At 52.6% G+C, this 16,720-nt stretch carries 17 protein-coding genes and 4 pseudogenes; 10 read left to right on the top strand and 11 right to left on the bottom strand.

Annotation, left to right across the window (positions count from 1 at the left end; all coding sequences use genetic code 11):
- Positions 1 to 114: 114 nt before the first annotated feature.
- Positions 115 to 408, top strand: a complete 294-nt coding sequence (locus tag K3T82_RS01995; protein ID WP_220191826.1) for a hypothetical protein — start codon at positions 115 to 117, stop codon at positions 406 to 408.
- A gap of 179 nt (positions 409 to 587) precedes the next feature.
- Here the strand turns inward: K3T82_RS01995 and K3T82_RS01990 are convergent, their stop codons facing one another.
- From K3T82_RS01990 to K3T82_RS01975, 4 genes and pseudogenes are all read right to left on the bottom strand, one after another.
- Positions 588 to 2,501 (bottom strand): sensor histidine kinase, encoded by a 1,914-nt coding sequence (locus tag K3T82_RS01990; protein WP_220191825.1) that lies wholly within the window; start codon positions 2,499 to 2,501, stop codon positions 588 to 590.
- 122 nt (positions 2,502 to 2,623) lie between these two features.
- Positions 2,624 to 2,872, bottom strand: coding sequence for a hypothetical protein (locus K3T82_RS01985; protein ID WP_220191824.1), 249 nt, complete (start codon positions 2,870 to 2,872; stop codon positions 2,624 to 2,626).
- 341 nt (positions 2,873 to 3,213) lie between these two features.
- Positions 3,214 to 3,378 carry a hypothetical protein gene (locus tag K3T82_RS01980; protein ID WP_220191823.1) on the bottom strand — a complete coding sequence of 55 codons (165 nt, stop codon included), beginning with the start codon at positions 3,376 to 3,378 and terminating at the stop codon, positions 3,214 to 3,216.
- Between the two features lie 88 nt (positions 3,379 to 3,466).
- A pseudogene (locus tag K3T82_RS01975) lies at positions 3,467 to 3,556 on the bottom strand (transposase); the annotation flags it as partial.
- 72 nt (positions 3,557 to 3,628) lie between these two features.
- Between K3T82_RS01975 and K3T82_RS01970 the strand changes: the two are divergent.
- Positions 3,629 to 3,988, top strand: coding sequence for a hypothetical protein (locus K3T82_RS01970; RefSeq protein ID WP_220191822.1), 360 nt, complete (start codon positions 3,629 to 3,631; stop codon positions 3,986 to 3,988).
- 255 nt (positions 3,989 to 4,243) lie between these two features.
- Here the strand turns inward: K3T82_RS01970 and K3T82_RS01965 are convergent, their stop codons facing one another.
- Positions 4,244 to 4,999: an SIR2 family NAD-dependent protein deacylase gene (locus K3T82_RS01965; protein ID WP_220191821.1), complete on the bottom strand. Its 756-nt coding sequence runs from the start codon at positions 4,997 to 4,999 to the stop codon at positions 4,244 to 4,246.
- A gap of 534 nt (positions 5,000 to 5,533) precedes the next feature.
- Here K3T82_RS01965 and K3T82_RS01960 point away from each other — a divergent pair.
- Positions 5,534 to 6,091 (top strand): DinB family protein, encoded by a 558-nt coding sequence (locus K3T82_RS01960; protein WP_220191820.1) that lies wholly within the window; start codon positions 5,534 to 5,536, stop codon positions 6,089 to 6,091.
- Between the two features lie 449 nt (positions 6,092 to 6,540).
- On the opposite strand, the gene K3T82_RS01955 is transcribed toward K3T82_RS01960, so the two are convergent.
- Positions 6,541 to 7,824 carry a hypothetical protein gene (locus K3T82_RS01955; protein WP_220191819.1) on the bottom strand — a complete coding sequence of 428 codons (1,284 nt, stop codon included), beginning with the start codon at positions 7,822 to 7,824 and terminating at the stop codon, positions 6,541 to 6,543.
- Between the two features lie 209 nt (positions 7,825 to 8,033).
- Positions 8,034 to 8,456, bottom strand: a complete 423-nt coding sequence (locus K3T82_RS01950; protein ID WP_220191818.1) for an SgcJ/EcaC family oxidoreductase — start codon at positions 8,454 to 8,456, stop codon at positions 8,034 to 8,036.
- 141 nt (positions 8,457 to 8,597) lie between these two features.
- Between K3T82_RS01950 and K3T82_RS01945 the strand changes: the two genes are divergently transcribed.
- The 4 genes and pseudogenes from K3T82_RS01945 to K3T82_RS01930 all read left to right on the top strand — a co-directional run bounded on the left by K3T82_RS01945 (position 8,598) and on the right by K3T82_RS01930 (position 11,780).
- Entirely contained in the window at positions 8,598 to 9,737 is a 1,140-nt protein-coding gene (locus K3T82_RS01945; RefSeq protein WP_220191817.1) for a helix-turn-helix transcriptional regulator, read from the top strand.
- 138 nt (positions 9,738 to 9,875) lie between these two features.
- Positions 9,876 to 10,469 (top strand): hypothetical protein, encoded by a 594-nt coding sequence (locus tag K3T82_RS01940; RefSeq protein WP_220191816.1) that lies wholly within the window; start codon positions 9,876 to 9,878, stop codon positions 10,467 to 10,469.
- A gap of 59 nt (positions 10,470 to 10,528) precedes the next feature.
- Positions 10,529 to 10,840 (top strand): annotated as a pseudogene (locus tag K3T82_RS01935) (transposase); the annotation flags it as partial.
- Between the two features lie 736 nt (positions 10,841 to 11,576).
- A complete protein-coding gene (locus K3T82_RS01930) occupies positions 11,577 to 11,780 on the top strand; it encodes a hypothetical protein (RefSeq protein ID WP_220191815.1) in 204 nt (67 codons plus the stop codon).
- 174 nt (positions 11,781 to 11,954) lie between these two features.
- Here K3T82_RS01930 and K3T82_RS01925 read toward each other — a convergent pair whose 3' ends face one another.
- Both K3T82_RS01925 and K3T82_RS01920 read right to left on the bottom strand, forming a co-directional pair.
- The gene (locus tag K3T82_RS01925; protein ID WP_220191814.1) at positions 11,955 to 12,344 is read right to left on the bottom strand and encodes an alpha/beta fold hydrolase; all 390 of its coding nucleotides are present in this window, start codon (positions 12,342 to 12,344) and stop codon (positions 11,955 to 11,957) included.
- The gene (locus K3T82_RS01920) at positions 12,341 to 13,102 is read right to left on the bottom strand and encodes an alpha/beta fold hydrolase (RefSeq protein ID WP_220191813.1); all 762 of its coding nucleotides are present in this window, start codon (positions 13,100 to 13,102) and stop codon (positions 12,341 to 12,343) included. Before K3T82_RS01920 ends, K3T82_RS01925 begins: the two co-directional genes overlap by 4 nt.
- Before the next feature lie 113 nt (positions 13,103 to 13,215).
- Between K3T82_RS01920 and K3T82_RS01915 the strand changes: the two are divergent.
- Positions 13,216 to 13,815, top strand: a pseudogene (locus K3T82_RS01915) (Type 1 glutamine amidotransferase-like domain-containing protein); the annotation flags it as partial.
- A gap of 443 nt (positions 13,816 to 14,258) precedes the next feature.
- On the opposite strand, the gene K3T82_RS01910 reads toward K3T82_RS01915, so the two are convergent.
- Both K3T82_RS01910 and K3T82_RS01905 read right to left on the bottom strand, forming a co-directional pair.
- A complete protein-coding gene (locus K3T82_RS01910; protein WP_220191811.1) occupies positions 14,259 to 14,762 on the bottom strand; it encodes an SgcJ/EcaC family oxidoreductase in 504 nt (167 codons plus the stop codon).
- A gap of 458 nt (positions 14,763 to 15,220) precedes the next feature.
- Positions 15,221 to 15,610: pseudogene (locus tag K3T82_RS01905) on the bottom strand (hypothetical protein); the annotation flags it as partial.
- Positions 15,611 to 15,804: 194 nt separating this feature from the next.
- Here K3T82_RS01905 and K3T82_RS01900 point away from each other — a divergent pair.
- A complete protein-coding gene (locus tag K3T82_RS01900; protein WP_220191810.1) occupies positions 15,805 to 15,999 on the top strand; it encodes an IS4/Tn5 family transposase DNA-binding protein in 195 nt (64 codons plus the stop codon).
- A complete protein-coding gene (locus tag K3T82_RS01895) occupies positions 15,980 to 16,444 on the top strand; it encodes a hypothetical protein (RefSeq protein ID WP_220191809.1) in 465 nt (154 codons plus the stop codon). The genes K3T82_RS01900 and K3T82_RS01895 overlap by 20 nt, the downstream gene beginning before the upstream one ends.
- The last annotated feature ends 276 nt before the right edge of the window (positions 16,445 to 16,720 follow it).

Genomic DNA, 16,720 nt, shown 5'->3' with positions numbered 1-16,720 from the left:
CCATCTCTCACTATAGACCCTCCACCGAAAAATAGATTTGGGTACAGCCCCTCACAGCGAAGGTCGGCACGTCTTCCCTCGTGCCTTCGTGCAAGTGAAGAGAGATGACTCTCTATGTTTGATGCTCAATCAACCCCTTTTGCCCAAAGTCAACGCCAGTGTGTGTATCCACTGTTGACCTCTGCTAATCACAGCAGCGAGATTTGTAGGGTTGAGTTTTCTCCTGGAAAAGGTGGGCGTACAAGAGGGCTTCCCATTGAAGCTGATTTTGATGGCCCACGTTTGTATCTCGAGAATTCCGAATATCATGCTATTTTTACGCTGCAAGACCGCGAGATTCTTCAGCCAGGAGAAACTACATGTGTATTCGTGACGTTTGTTTATCCCTCCTTATTAATTGGAGTTTAGACTAAATTGGCTCAGAGATTGCCCCCATGCAAGAATATCTGAGCGTAACAACATCAAATGAGATGGCTCTGTGGAATTATTTGTAGGTTAGGCCCACAGAGCTTGCAGTCCCAACCTGCCAATACTTTGTTGTGAGAGGTTTTTTTCTACATTCTATAGCAGTGTTCACTAAGATTGAGCTACATGGCAGGAGGGCTTATGTCACCCTCCAGAGAGGAGATTAAAGGCAAGGTAAACCAGAACGTGGATCCCTGACCAGGTGCGCTCTCCACCCCAATGCTCCCCTCATGCCGTTCAATGAACACCCGGCACAAATAGAGGGTCAATCCGAAGCTCAGATCCAGTTCATGCTGGACGGCACTCCCTTTGGCGCGATAGAAGCGTTCCCAGATATGATCGAGCTCTTCTCTCGCAATGCCCGACCCCTCATTATGAACTGAGACACGGGCGAGCGCCTCCGCGATTCGTAGCTGTACCACTACAGGCTGTCCTGGGGAAGAATAGGTGAGCGCATTCGTCACATAGGTGATGAGGACGTGCTTAATCCGCCCAGCATCGGCGATGATGGGCACTCTTTGTTCTGGAGAAGGAACATCTAACACGATGGGGTGCTCTGGTGCAGATCGTTGCTGCTTGGTCACTACCTCTTTCAGTAATGTGAGCAGATCCTCAGGGTTCAAGGACAACGTGAGCGTATGGGTCTGGATACGTGCATCATCGATTAAATCATTGATGATACGCTGCTGAAGCTGGGCACTCTGCGAGGCTGCTGCTAAGGGGCGCTGAACATGCGCAATGGGTTTGCGTATCTGAGCGGAGGGAGGCGCGAGTTGCTTTTTTAAGGTCTCTAATCGGCGCTGGGCTAATTGCAGATTGCCCATGATCCCTGTCAGTGGAGTGCGCAGTTCATGGGTCGCCAGAGTTAGAAATTCACCCGCCAGGCGACTCACTTCGCGTTGGGCAAGTACTTTTTTCTGTTTCTCTTCTTGCGCGTGAAAACAGTGGATCCCCTCAATGAGCAGCATGGTCTGTGCGGTGACGACTTTCATGAGCGCAATCTCCTCTGGTGTGTACGTCTCCCCAGAACCTGCTTTGCCGGTCATCAGCACCCCCACCCACTGCTGCTTTAGAAATAGAGGAACAAGCAGGAAAGTCTCGGAGCCGAGAGACATGGAGTGGGGGTATGCTGGAAAAGGCAGTTGTTGGCCGAGATAGTCAATCGTGCGCAACTGATCCGTCGTTAGCACCACCTCTTGGTTGGCGAGGAGGTGGGCCAATACCGTGTCGTCAACTGCTGCTAAGGGATGGAAGCGTCCTCCAATGTCTCGCCAGAGTTGTTCTTGTTCAGCGGTAAAGCCAGTTCCCGCGACAAAATGCAGATGCCCCGTTCGCTGACCAAGGGCGAGCATTTTCACATCATGACAATTGAGGACATTCCGGATGACATTCACCACTTGCTGGGCCACGAAAAGCACCGGAGGCGAGAGGAGGAAGGTTTCTTCTGGCAAGGTGTAATCCATCTGCTCAGGAATCTGCGCGACTGCGGTGAGCAGATCCAACATCGACTCGTGGACACATTGGAGGTGGGAGACTTCCTGGTAATAAGAGGTAAGCTCATGGAAGACAAAGACGATTTCTTCCGTACTGCTCTCTTGATCAACCACGGGAAAGGAGCGGACAGTGACAAAGATCTTGCGCCCGGAAGGTAGATCCAGCAGAAGCGTCTGTTCTGGCGAGTTGGTTCCTGCCTTCCCAGTAAGAACGAGGTTCATCAGCCATTGCCCCGAGGAAATGAATGGTGATTGCTCATCAGAGTGAATGTAGTGTTCGAGAAACTGCTGGGAGTCTTTCCCTTGACATTGGGCTTCGGAAGGTACTTCAAAGAGCTTACGAGCAGCGGTATTGATCCGTACAATCTTCTGGTTGTGATCACACGCAATGAGGCTGTCCGGGAAAGACTCCCAGATGGCTTCTACTCGGCTGAGTTGCTTGTGTGCTCCCTCTAAAGGGCGAAAGTGAGGAATAGGCTTCTCTTCAGGCATCCCACCCTGTTCAAGTTTGCGCTGTGTGACATGATGCAAGCTTTTATCCACCTCAGAGCTCCTTTTAGAAATACTCAATTGCTCTGAAAGCTGAGAGAAAAAACATTCATATAAGACTATTGTATGTGTCGTAGAAAAGAGACTGCAATCGCGTCCTTTTGAGATTGCCAGTGTTAGCACTCGGCTTGAAAGAAAGGCCGAGGTCGTTCAATCTTTATAATGTGTACTCCAGATCCTTCAGCGCGGCGACGCAACCCCTCTACAAGCGTCTGCCATCCACCCTCTACATAGTGAACCGGATGTTTGAGTGAGCGTTGCAGTTTGGCGACAAAAACTTCTGCGCTGACCAGATCGAGCGCAGATCTATAGACAAAGACGCGTGCTGTCGAAGCCAAGAGCCGACGAACCTGGGAACGTTTCACCGTTCGTTCCAGCTACTCCTGCACACTCATATGAGCCACTTCTTTGGTTTTGAGGTGTGGAAGCGTGCTCAGGAGACGTGCAAATTCGAATTTGTCACCAAACGTGAGCAAACGATTCGTCAGAAGCGAGGACAGGCTCACCGGAAAAGGATATATCTGGCCCTGATGCAGCAAAAAGGTCTTTTCTGGGGTGCATAACAGTAGGCAATCCCCAGGTCCTGTAAAACCTCTGAGGTAGCTCCCCAGTATAGATGGCATGGATGCCCCGGTTGAAAAGGTAGCCATCAATGATCGAGGACAAGCAATTGAAAACGCAACATGAGCCTGGATAGCTGATTTGGTCATGCTGTCTCCTGGCTCAGAGGTGCTCCAAGTACGACCGGGCGAAAAGCGCTCACCAGGCTCACAGTATAGATAGGAAGGGTGATGAGGTTGCGCAACGAAAAATCCAACGTCGCACTGATCGCACTGGCAGATGAACCTGTAATTCCGATTCCACTCAGCATAGGCTCACTTACTAGCCAACTCACGAAGCCACTAAATGCAAACTGGATGGGACGATAACACGTTTGCTCATGATCTCTAGCTAGACAGCCCTTCCAGTTTAGCCGATGGAACTAAGTCTTTGATACAATGCCATTGGGCATCCGTCAGATCTGTGGGATAGATTTGGTTGGCTTTCATCTCTCAAGTCTATCTCACCTGACTGGTCGCCCCTTTTCAAACCAACTCTTAGGACAAAATGAGGATCAATGTATGGATATTCTCACATCGCCACTGTTCTTAAACCAAATCCTGCAACAATCCCCCCTCTATCTGATATGGTTCATAGGCATTATCATCGCGCTTGTGAAATGGGATAAGCATCCACGCCTCTCGCTCCTCGTACTGCTTACCTTAATTTGCTTTATTCTCCAACTGCTGGTTAATGGAGCAATCATCATTGCTGCCCCGCTTATCAGCGCTGAGAATCATTGGGGAGTACAGCAGATGGTGGATTTCTACACTAGAGTTACCTTTATCTCATCTCTGGTAAGTGCTATTCTCTGGGGCCTCAACCTCTGGGCGTTCTTCGGTTGGCGTAAACCCGTAGCTGACCCGACCAATCCTACATAAGAGACAGTCTTTTAAGGCGGGAATGAGTGGCTCTTCCTTGGCGGCAGCAAAGTCTTCATCGCCATAAAGTCCCTGTACAAGACCCCTCTTGGTAGTAAAGTATTGCTAAACCAAATAAAGGCTGATTGAGCATTGAATAGTTGGGCCTCCGACCATTTCATAGATAGTGAGCGCTCGTTTGTTCAGTTCCTCGACCGGTTGGAACTTTTTTGCTGTCTGGCGGATACCGCCAGACAGCGTGGAGTTTTGTTTCTCTTACATTTGAGGCCATACCGTCTGGAGCAGTTCGGGCAAGATCTGGCCAGCAGGTCCATTCAGTCGATGGAAATCTGGGAAATCTTGTGCTTTTTCATCGGTATTCATAATCACCACCTCCGCATGGGACCGTCGCGCAAAGTGGACGAATGAGGCTGCTGGATAGACCTGCCCTGAAGTGCCAATGGAGAAGAACACATCACAGGCTGCTACCGCTTCTGCAGCCTCCAGTAATGGCTCTTGAGGTAATGGCTCACCAAACCACACGGCATCGGGTCTCAAGAGTGCCTGACAATGGGGGCAGCGCGGCGGAAGCGTTCCGGTCTCCTCCCACGTTCCTACAATGGTTCCTTCTTGGGAGCATTTCACACGATGAATGTTGCCATGGAGCTCAAGCACACGGCTGCTGCCTGCCTTTTGGTGGAGTCCATCTACATTTTGCGTAATCACGGTCACAGTAGGAACGACTCGTTCCATGGCTGCCAGTGCCTGATGCCCCTGATTGGGAGAGACCTGCCTGACCAATGAGCGCCGAGAGCTATACCACTCCCAGACCAGACGTGGGTGGTGCTCAAATGCCTGAGGGGTCGCCAAGTCCTCTGGATTGTATTGGCTCCAGAGACCTGTTAAGGCATCGCGAAAGGTTGGGATACCACTCTCAGCCGACATGCCAGCGCCAGTCAGGATGGCAATCTTGTTCGCGGCTCGCAAGTTCTCGATAAGTTCCTGGGGGATATCGCATGATCTCTGCATCATTGACGCTTCCTTTCATTCTCTATGGGCTTCTTCTGAACGACTCAAGCGTTCTTTGCAGTGTATGAGAAATACATATTAGCATTTGTTCATGTTTTTCGATACGGTTCGTTTATATTGTGTATGGACATACGCAAACCGTTGCTCACTCTTCTCTTTGCTTCATGTATGTAATCCAACGCGTCTCTCTCAAGGAGTATCCTTTTGCTTTGTCTCATCATTTGCCTCTGTTCCTTATTCCTAAGTACAATCAAATAATTTTCTTGGTAATGCGGGTGTGCATTGAGGGTGGACCATGCCCAAAATGTTGCATGATTGTACTTAGTGCAGGTTCAGAAAAGCTCTTATATAGAGAGGAATCAACAGATAGACAACAGCTCAGTATCCTGCTAGACTGTTAAAACAGCTTCAGTGACAGGAAGAACAGAGCGCTCCTGGCTGCTCTCACCAACGGAAGCACAGGATGCGAAGGTGGAAGAACAAGAGCATTTCTCAGGAAGCCTATTGATGTGAAGAAAGAGGAGAGGGGAAAGAACGATGCCGTACGAAAAGACGATCCAGGTGGTTCAACAGGCGTTGTCGGAAGCTCTCGTCGAGTTGGAGAAATGGTTTGAACAATCAGAGGAGAGTCGCTGTTATCATCCACAAGATGGCGGCTGGTCGATCCAAGCTATTCTTGAGCATGTGACACTGACGAACCATTATCTGCTCCTCATTATTCGTCAAGGACGAGAGAAAGCGTTGCGCCGAGCACAGCGCGGAGAGTCCATCCATGATGGAGAGAGCGATCTGGATCGCCTGACCCCGATTGGACATCCGGATGCTTTCCCTTGGATCAGGCCAGAGCACATGGAGCCAACGGGAGCTTCCCTCGAAGACGTTCGCACACGCCTTCATGCGCAGTACCAGGAGTGTCTGAGCATTCTTGCTGCACTTGGAAAGGGCGAGGGTTCCCTCTATCAGGTGCGGATGTCCGTGCAGAATCTTGGCAAGATGGATATGTACCAGTGGCTCTATTTTCTGGCACTTCATCAGAAACGCCATATCGCTCAGATCGAGCAGGTCTTTGAGGAATGGTACCGGGCTGCATCTTGATCATGCCACTTCCCAACACCAGGACCATCTGGTTGAGAAAGGGAAGGAGGTCAAGCAACCGGCTGAGAAAGCGACCCTAGCAGTTCGTAGCCAAAGTAGTTACACTCCCGTTGTCGGAGTTCGCTGGCAGAGAGCTTGCGAGCAGGCTCAACATCTATACCTTCTTGTGTATTCTCTTGCGTTCAAGCAAGGTCAGACTGTATCATCGTTATTTGGACGAACGTTTCTCTCATCTGGGCCATTCGCTCGTGATCCACTTTGTCATTCTCTGTCCAAGGAAATTAAAACGAATTATACCCCATAATGCCTTTTCTAAGGAAATCGCAGCCGCAATCTCTGCCTCCTGTTGCGGAATCATCTCACACCTGTTGATTCCTCTTTTGCGCATCAGATACGAGACGACTATTCCACGCAGACCCGACTGTTTTGCAGCGGGTCTGCGTGATAGGTTAGATAGCAGGCACTTCTTTCTCTTTAGCTTGTGCTCCAGCCGAAGAGCCACGCATGCGCAGAGCGAAGAGGAGCAGGCCGAGCAAAATGCTCAGACCCATAATCGGTGTGAAGATCCTCTCCAGATAACGCATCTCAGAGATCAAAGCAAAGAGGAAACCGACCAGGCTGATGTTCATTCCCCAGAAGAGGATATCCTCAGTCCAGGGCCATAGTTGGCGGCGTTCCTGCGTCGTCGCGTGAAGAAGGCCAAAAATGGCATTGGTCATAACGCCGACAAAGATCGAGTGATCGAGAGCAAGGAGTAGCCCTGGCGTATCAGTAGCGGGATCGTGGATAGCGCCTGCGATGAGATTGGCTACCAGGTAGACGGTCAGGCCAACGTTGAAAACAACGAAGAGTAGGCTCATGGCAAAGAAACGCTCGCTGTTGCGACCAGGCCAGTTGAGGCGCACGAGTGCAGGGGTAAAACGTACGATGTAAATCAGCACACCAACGATGGAGAAAAGCAAGTTGACCATCTGCAGCGGCATAACAGTGAAAAGGAAACTTGTGCCAATGGCCAGCCCAGCCAGGAAAAAGAGTGTGATTTGGGCTAGTCCCCAGCGAGAGATCCGCTCACACTGCGGCATCAGACTCCATTCAGAGAGACCCATACCAATGAGCACAAGATACCCAGCAGTCATTGTTGAAGCGTGTGCAGGGATGCTGTTTCCTGGCAAGATGAAGGCATTACCTAGAGCAAACACAAACTGGAGCAGCACCCCAATCAGCCCCGCCAGCAATAGCGTCACCAGCGATCCCAACACGGCCAGTTGCGCTACACCCAGATGTACTTTCCTAGTTTTGGCAACCACCCAACCAAGATAGAGCAGGATGACCAGCAGCATAAGCACACCCAGGACCGCGCGGGCAATATAGCTGCCACTCCCAAACCCCGGCACACTGCTGCTCCAAAAGGCCAGCACATACAGCGTGGTGGTGATCGCAGTAAAGATGCAAAGCCAGCGGACATAAGATCTTCCAGGGCCAGCCCCCTCGCCGAAGAGAAAAAGACTGATCGCGAACACGCTGAGTGTGATCCAGCCAAGCGTACCGGCGTGGACATGAGTGAGCAAGGTGTTATGATCGAGTTGCACAATGCGCTGGCCGTTGAAGATACCAATGCCCACGGTGAGAAGGAAGATGATCATAGCAGAGCCCAGGAGAAGCCTGATCTCGCCGCGCCAGGGACTTTGTTGCACATTCCACTGCGAAGTGGGCGCTTCTTGTTGCAGAGCCATTTGGTGTACTCCTTTCCTGAATCACAGTAAAGTGTTTTTTATATAACATGATGGCTGTTGCATCACTCGCTATATCAACGCTTATCATTGAGTTTCTTTATCTCGACTTTAGACAATTCCTCAGCTTCTTTCCAAAATTTATACTCTGGTGCCGCAGACTCACATGGGAGCAGACGAACAAATTCCACTCCGAGTTATTGGGATGGGCCTTATGATCTCTCCTGTTGAATCAAGGTATTTTGGAACGCGGTGAAATGCCACCCGTCAGCTTGTTTGATGGCAATCAGGGTCTGGATGCCATAATTTTCTGGGGCAGGAAGCGTCTGACCAGGAAACCGTGGTCTGCCATGCAGATGAAGCAGGGCAATGTCGTCACGCAAGAATCGGATACTCTTGATTGTCCCCTCCAAGCGGCTGCCTCGATAGAAGGTCTCAAAGATCTGCTGGTGCCCAGCGGCAATGGCCTGGCGCCCCTTGAAGTTGATTCCGTTCCAGACAATATAATCGGCATCGTCTGTGAATGGGGCTGCGAGGGCTTGCCCATTCCCCTGATTCCACCCGTCCACGAACTGTTGAAAAAGCTCGTGCAACGCTTGCTCATCTGCGCTTCGGTTGTACGTGTCATTCATCATAGGTCATTCTCCCTTTCGTTCGCAGTCTTTTGACCTCTCTTTACGACAGGCAGGCTCTTGCAGTAATATACAGTGAGAACTTCCCTACTCACATCCCGGAAATCCATGATTTTTTTGCGCACAATCCCCCAAGGAGGGACCATGCCACGGCTCTCACGTGTGCAACACGAGGCGCTCGGTCAACTCCGACACTTGGCGAGTCGAAGCTTGCTTCCCGAACAACTGGGAACGCTGCTCATGGAAGCCTTGCGCCGAGCGATCCCGTACGATATCCAGATGCTGCTAGGTGTTGATCCTGCGAGTCGGTTGTTCAACAGACTGCTCACCTTGGACGAGCGAGATGCGAGTGTTTTTTTGCGTTGGATCGAGCAGATTTATCTGGTGAAAGAACCCACGTGGGGGACCACCTTTCCCGGCCTGATGCAGGCAGGACTTAGAGTTGTGGTCCTCCATGATCGGATTGAGACCTCCTTGGGCTTGTCGCCAGATTTTTTTCACCCCTTGTCCGCACGTGAGTTCGCTCGCTGTTATCACGAGATTGACTCGCCGGCTGGGGGGATCTTGCGCGCGTTCTTCGCCGTGGATGGGTGCTATATTGCAGCCCTGGAGATGCATCGGTTAGAATCCTATCCAACCTTTCAGCCGACCGATCTGGCGTTTATGCACCTGGTTGCTCCACTCATCGGCAGAGCGTTGCGCTCGGCATTTGATCGCGAACGCGCGAATATCTCTCTCGATCTCGCAGGTCCAGAGATAACTGGCGTCCTCATCCTTTCGCCGACCAAGAAGATGCTGATGGCAACCCCCGCAGCGCTGACCTGGATGGAGCGACTGCGGGTCAATGAGCGGCTCAAGGGGACGCATCTGCCTACGGCGGTGTCCACTGCCGTGGCGAGCCTGTCTTCCCATACTCAGGAATTTCTGCCTCATACAGTCCAGGTCCAGACGTCCACGGGCTTACTGCGAATCGAGGCGGCTGTGGCTAGCGAAGACGGCGCGCTTGCAGTCACACTGGTGCCTCAACACACGCACTTCGAACTTATGGTGCCAGCGACCTTTCCGCTCAGTCGGGCCGAGAGGCAGGTGTGTGAACTGTTGTTGCGCGGCCACAGCAACCAGCAGATTGCCGCCGTTCTGGTCATCAGCGAACATACCGTGGAGTCACACTGTACGCATATTTATGAGAAGCTGGGAGTCCACAACCGCCGTGAATTGCTTGGTCGCTTCTTTCAAGAGGTCAGTTTAAGAGGGTTGGGTGCTCCTAAGATCAGGGAGCGTTGACATGTAGTTATAGCTGGTATCAACATCTATCTGTATAGAAAATTATTTCATGAAACAGTAATATGGGGAATCCTCAACCAGATTACGTTATTCGTTATTTTACTCCATTTAATCAACATTATTTGATGGAATGGGACTATGACCTGGGTTCCAGTGGCAACCTTCTGTTACCAGATCAGACGGGTCCGCATCGGCATCTTATGCTGGGTGTCAGCAAGAGCGGGCGCCTCTCCGCAGGAGCAGCAGACCAATGTTGATCGGATTGTGCAGGAGAGCCAGATCTCATTGCTTCCAGGCCTCTTCATGACACCCGTGTATTGGAGCACGCCCAGTGGAAAGCAGTATATTTATGTTTCCGGAGCCAATGTAGACACTGGACAGGGAGACACGATCAAAGCCTTTGAACTGACCAATGGTCAACTCAATCTAACCCCAGTGATGCACACTTCGCTCACGTACGGTTATCCAGGAGCGGGTATTGCTGTCTCCAGCGACGGAGACAAAGCCGGCACAGGGATTCTCTGGGCGCTCCAGCCTAACCTTCAAGATTCCGCAATCCTGCGTGCCTATGATGCCACCAACTTGAACAGAGAACTGTACAACAGTGAGCAGAATGTTGCTCGCGCTGGCCTGGATAGTTACCAGAAGTTCACTCGCCCGGTCGTTGCTGACGGCAAAGTCTTTGTATGCTCGCAGTCAATCCTCTATATCTACGGTCAACTTCTTTCCTAAGAGCTTATCCGAAAACCATGTGATAGAATACCAGGCAAAAACGAATCAAGGAGAGGCAGATGGCAAGGACGCGCCCATGGGAAGTCAGCGATGCATTGTGGGAGCACGTTGCTCACTTCATTCCTCCAACCCCCTCATATACCAAAGGAGGCCGTCCGTGTCTGCCTGATCGCCAAACCTTCGAGGCAAACGTCTACGTTTTGCGTACCGACATCCAATGGAGGGCCTTGCCACGGGAACTGGGAGCCAGTTCCACCATTCACGATCGCTTTCAACAATGGGAGCAAGCGGGGCCATTCAAGGCATTATGGCAAGCCGGACTGGCAATTTACGACAAACTGGTGGGCGTCCAATGGGAGTGGCAAGCGATTGGGACAGTGGAGATCTTCTGCGCCGTGTACGCTTTGTCAGCGGGCCTGGAGCGCCTAGTAAGGCTGCAAGCCTGTCTCAAACTCTTATGTTAGTCGCCTTTTCTCTCTTTACACAAGAGCTTGCTTGAACCTGCATGAATAGCTGTTTTTAAGAGGAGTTCTCTTTGCTCTTTCGTGTGATTGCTATTCGTATAGTCTTTTTGCACTGTTGAATGACGCTCGTTCACATCGGTGTCAGGTGGCCCCTTCTTGCTAGTCGTCTGCGAAAGAACATCGTAGAAATTTAGGAGGTTTTTGTGAGTGCCTCCTCCATAGGTTTCTGAGGCTGAGGGGAGACATGCGAGCTTCGCTGTTGGGTATTGAAAGAAAGCAAGGAAGAAAATCGTTGTCGTATGCATCTTTTTATTAAGGGCGAGTTGCTATTTGAGGGAGGAACAACCTGCATATGAAGCATGCCAGAGTGGGAGGTAAGACGGCGTGCGACCATCAGAATCGTCTGCCACTTGACTGAAAGATGAATATACTCACGCTTGGATATAAACCCAGGCTTCTTAGGGGGAAAAGCATTTTTGTGTCAGGAATACATGTACGAAAAAACGTTCATCAAAAGTAACCAAATGATACAGATTCTTGATGGAGAAGCGACGTTTCACACAACATTCAGAAAAGATGAGAGCGAAGGGACGACGCCATACGGCGTCGCCTCTTCGCGATAAGGCCCCAGGTATACTCGGCCGTGGTTTTACCGCTTTGGCCTGCTGACAAGCCTGCCGACGGCTCCGCCGAGGAGAGGGACGATGAACAGTATCGCAAGCAATCCGATGCTTGCAAGAATGCGTATGACCCACAGAAAGGGAGTGAGTATCACCTCTCTCCCCCCTTCGATCCCGTCGTCCCAAGCTTTGAGAGCCAGGTTAAGGATCACTGTACAGAGCAGTAGGATCCACCAGAGCCAGCCGGATATGTCCCACAACCAGGACACAAGATCATTTCCTTCGATCGGTGTTGCACCTTATCGGAGCCGAGTCAAGAGACCAGACTTCATTGAGTAGATGCTTGGCGGTCTTCATCGTCTGCCACGCCTTCAGCAGACGATGCGATCGCGAATGAGTAGTCAGCCACGGTAGGGGGCCAGGAACGCGGCCAGAGCGGCCAGCAGTTCCTTGGGAGCCTGCCAGTGGCCGCAGTCAGGAATGACCAGGGTCTGCACGTTGTCTGCTGCGAGCTTCATTGTGTTCCCAACGCCTTCACCACCGCTTTCCGCGCCGCCGATCGCCAGGACTGGAAGAGTCAGCCGCCGGGTCTTGCGCTGTTCGTTCTGCGCAATTGTGGTGTTGAGCGCACGGTAGAACTCGAAGCTGCCGCGCAGCGCTTCGGAGTTGGAGGCAAGGATGTCGATGTAGTACCCGACGGTGTCGTTGGGCAGCTTCTTCTTCCCAGCCGCCTCGGCGAACTCTGCGCCGAAGAAGATGTCCTCCCGTCCCCTGACGAGCTGTTCGTTCACCTTGGGGAGCTGGTTGAAGGCGAGAAGCCAGAGCCGGGCGTTGAGCTGCGGGGGGAAGGAACAAAGGCGGGTGAGGGAGACACACCCGGGAGGGGGGCCTCTGAGACGACCAGGCGATCGAGCCGGTTCTGGTGATCGGCAGCCAGGGCATAGGCGATCGGCATGCCGGTGTCAGTCCCGTACATGGCAAACCGCTGGTGCCCGAGCGCGTTCATCAGCGCTACCAGGTCACCGGCGAGAGTACCAGTGTCGTACCCGCTCGCGGGTTTGTCTGACAGCCCTATCCCGCGCTGGTCAACCGCGATAACCTTGAAGTCCCGAGCCAGCGTTGGCATCAGCAGGCGCCAGGCGTACCACGCCTGGCGCCTGCCATGCACTAGCAGCAGCGGCGGACCATCGCCTCCTATGACCGCGTGTAGGCGCAGTTTGCTAGTGTCGATGTAGCGGCTGGTGAACGTGTGGGCGAACTCTGCCAGCAGGTTCGGCGCTCCGGAGACGGAGCCGGGACCTTGGAGAGGGGAAGACGAGCTCATCTTACTGGGAGAGTTGCTCGTTACACCATTGCCAGCGGGAACGCCGCCACAGGCAGTCAGCAACGCCGATGCGGCACTGACACTCAGGCCAGCCGCCATGGCTTTCTGAAAAACCTCGCGGCGGGACATGCCGCGGGTGATTGTGTCATCCTCCACGAGTTGGTTGATATCATTGCGTTTCTGACGATCAAAGATAAACAAGAGATCCTCCTTGCATTTGTGCACAAGACTGATAGCGAGAGCAGACGACTCAGCGCTATGAGAAACGCAGTTGTGACGTTCTGGGGTCGTTCTGCTTCAGCCTCAAAGAGAGGAACTGGAGAAGCTTTTAGGCTCCCATGAAATTGTCAAGGAGAGGTATCATGAAATTGCTTCTCACCTCGGCTGGCATCACAAACACGAGCATCCATAACGCGCTGGTCGGCCTACTGGGCAAACCGATTGCCGAGTCCAGCGCCCTCTGCATCCCCACTGCGAACTACGCCCAGCGCGGCGGTGCCAGCCACGCATGGCGGTTCATCAGCGGACGAGAACCCAGAACCCCAATGTGCGAATTGGGATGGAAGTCCTTGGGCGTGCTGGAGCTCACCGCGTTGCCCAGCATCGATGAAGAGCTCTGGGTCCCCATGGTCCGAGAGACTGACGTCCTGCTGGTGAATGGTGGCGATCCCCTGTATCTGTGCTACTGGATGCGGCAATCCGGACTGGCTGACCTCCTGCCGGAGCTTGGGCGCGAGACGGTCTATGTGGGGCTGAGCGCCGGAAGCATGGTGATGACCCCCAACATCGGGGAGGACTTCGTCCACTGGGAGCCTCCCACCGGAGGCGATAGAACGCTGGGCATCGTTGATTTCTCGATATTCCCGCACCTGGATCACGAGGATCTGCCGGAAAACACCATGGCCGACGCAGAAAGATGGGCCGCCGGCATGCTGGTGTCAGCCTACGCGATTGACGATCAAACCGCCATTAAAGTGCTCGACGGAGCAGTTGAAGTGGTCTCCGAGGGCCATTGGAAACGGTTTACGCCCTAAGGAAATACTCGCCAGGAGGATTGTTCGCCCAGGAGGCGTCCTTCGCTGCTTGTTTGTTGCATCTGTTCCCTTTGTCAGGTCTGCTTTTCTCAGATCGAGCGTCTCGTCGCGCCTTTACTCGCACGATCATGTGCAGGGAATAACGCCTCGGTTTGGGGGGATTTTTTCCTCCATTTCTTCGCGTGGGCGACCTTCCTCGACGGTACGTACCACTCGTTCTCTCAGGTCTGCTGAATAGGCTCTCATGTATCCAACCCACTCTTTGGTTCAAAACTTATGTGTACCGCTCTAGGGTTTGAACAATGGTGATGGGATGGTTGTCAGACTGTGAATGCATTCTCGACAAATTATTCTGTGACAGCTTTACGCTCCTGGCGATCTGCCTCAAGTACCGCGTGTAGCTCCTGTGTCATTTGCTGGACGAGCTCTGGTCTGCCGTGGAACTGAGCCGGAGTATTCTGCAAGAGCGTGATATACCACGCGCCATCGTACTTGGTTGCCACGAGAGTTTGGTGCGCGTTAACGGCTGGGTTGAGATCCGACTGCCCGGGTGGCACCATACCGACGATAGCGCGAAGTATCCCTACATCGGAACTCAGCAGGCGTACATCCTTAACTTTCGTGATATAGGGAGCGGTGACGTGATTGGCAAAGATTTGCTTAAGCGTTGAGGCAATCTCCTGTTGTCCATTCATCTCGCTTCCATCGAAGCCAATTACTGTGCTCTCTTCCGAGAAGGGAGCAGCAAAAGCAGTGGCATCATGCTGGTTCCAGCCATGTAGCATATCATGATAGAGAGTGCGAATCGCCCTCTCATCGTTGTCTGACATTTGAGATGTGTACTCACCCATATGTATTTTGCTCCTACTTATTTCAACCAACCATATTATCTTATTATACCTGGGGAGTGGCTTTTGCATGTAAGTTGCTCTGGTGAAGCCCCCGTGCTAAAGTAGCGGGGTTCCAGAGGTTCGTCCCACGCTTCCAGTTCTTCATCTTCAGGATGAAGAACTGGTTCTAATGGTGGTTCCCCATGACTGTAGAGGGTAGCATCAACACACCCTCGTTTTCGGTTTCTTGTGAAGCATCGTAAGTCTGTTTCCCTTCCTCCCAGGCAGGGTGGGTTTTGCGGGAATTCTCTTCCTGCTTATCCCTCCGTCGGTCCTGCTTTTACTTCTTTGTGTCAGCAGGCTGCGGAACCCATTACAGGCCCACCTTTCGGAGGTCGTGGTAAGCGGGGTACGCATGAAACATTCCATCAGTTCCAGCACCATTTGGTGCGCTCAACACCTGCCGCCAAAGCGACGCACCGGTTCGCCAGGGTTTGGGCCAGTACGGTATCAATGTGTTCAGCGATCCATCCCAGGCGCAAACCTTTGACCGCTTGATGCAATACCACCTCGGTGAACCCATATTGCGTGTACAAGGCGCGGAAGCCTGCTGCTTGTTGGGCCTTCTGCGTGTGAGGAAGATCACGAGTCGCTTGCCAGGCAGCATCAGTGCGCATGCGGCGCAAGCATTTCTGTCCCTGGGAGAGGATGGTATTGTAGAGGCGGCGAGCGGCTTCCAGGTGAGCGCGGAGGCGAGTGGCTTGTTCTGGGTTGACGACGAGGGGCAGTTCGAGCAGAAAGGTCGGCGTTGCCGGCCGCTTCTCCTTGGGTGGTGTTGGTTTCTGCTGTCTCTGGCGTGGTCCAGGCATGTCGTCTCCTTTTCTCCATTCCCATTGATGAATCGCGCTGATCTATCTATTCTACCAGAACGAAGAGAAGAACACAAGTTCTATTGTAGAATACGGCTCTGTTTCATTCGTGCATGAGAGCGGATGTGGTGCTTCATCCCTGGTATCAATGCCCTGTCTTTTACCCACATTTTACAATTTGCTACAATGGGGAAATGAACATCCAGACAGTATTGAACCCGGAAGCATGGGCAGAACAAACATTTGGGCAAGTGCAGTTGCGAGATATGCGGCGGACGAGGCGAGCGGTCCAGGCGGCGTGTGCCATTGCACGTGATGCCTCGGCCTCGTTGCCCAAACAACAACAGAATTGGAAAGGGGTGCGCATCCTTGTATCGCTGGCTTCATGAACCCGACGTCACCTTCGAAGCGCTCGTGCAGCCTCATCAGCAGCAGACCCGAGAACGCATGCAAGCAGAGAGAGTTGTCCTTGCTGTGCAGGATACAACCGAGATTGATCTCTCCCACCGAGGCAAGATGGCTGGCATTGGGCAAATTGGCAATGCCAAAGGGCGTGGTTTCCATCTGCAAACAGTACTGGCGGTACAACCGGAGACCAGAGCCGTTCTCGGATGCCTGGCCCAAAAGCCGTTTGTTCGTCTCCCAGCCCCAAAGAACGAGCAACGGTATCAGAGGCGGCATCGAGAGCAGCGCGAAACGGATGTGTGGATGCAGATGATCGAGCACGTTGGCCCCTCGGCTCCTGATGGCCTGTTGGTGCATGTGGGGATCGAGGAGCGGATATGTTTCCTTTCTTTCGGGCTTGCGTCTCGACTCAGACGCACTTTGTGGTGAGAGCGGCTCACAATCGCCGAGTCGAGGCCCAAGAGGAAGAGCTTGGTCATCTTTTGGATCGGGTTCGTGCCTGGCCCAATCAGGATCAGCGTCCCTTTGCGGTCCCAGCCTCTCATGGGAGAGCAGGTCGAGAAACGACGCTTCAGATCAGCTTTGGACAAGTCAGTATTCTGCCCCCCTGCAATGATCCACGTGGGAGCAAGGACCCTCTGCCCTTGTGGGTGGTCCGTGTCTGGGAACCAGAGCCACCTGAAAGCGTGGAGCCTCTGGAGTGGA

The sequence above is a fragment of the Ktedonospora formicarum genome (assembly GCF_016587355.1).
In the GTDB taxonomy this organism is placed as follows: domain Bacteria; phylum Chloroflexota; class Ktedonobacteria; order Ktedonobacterales; family Ktedonobacteraceae; genus Ktedonobacter; species Ktedonobacter formicarum.
The sequence above is the reverse complement of the archived record's forward strand: the minus strand, read 5'-3'. Positions and strand labels throughout refer to the sequence as shown.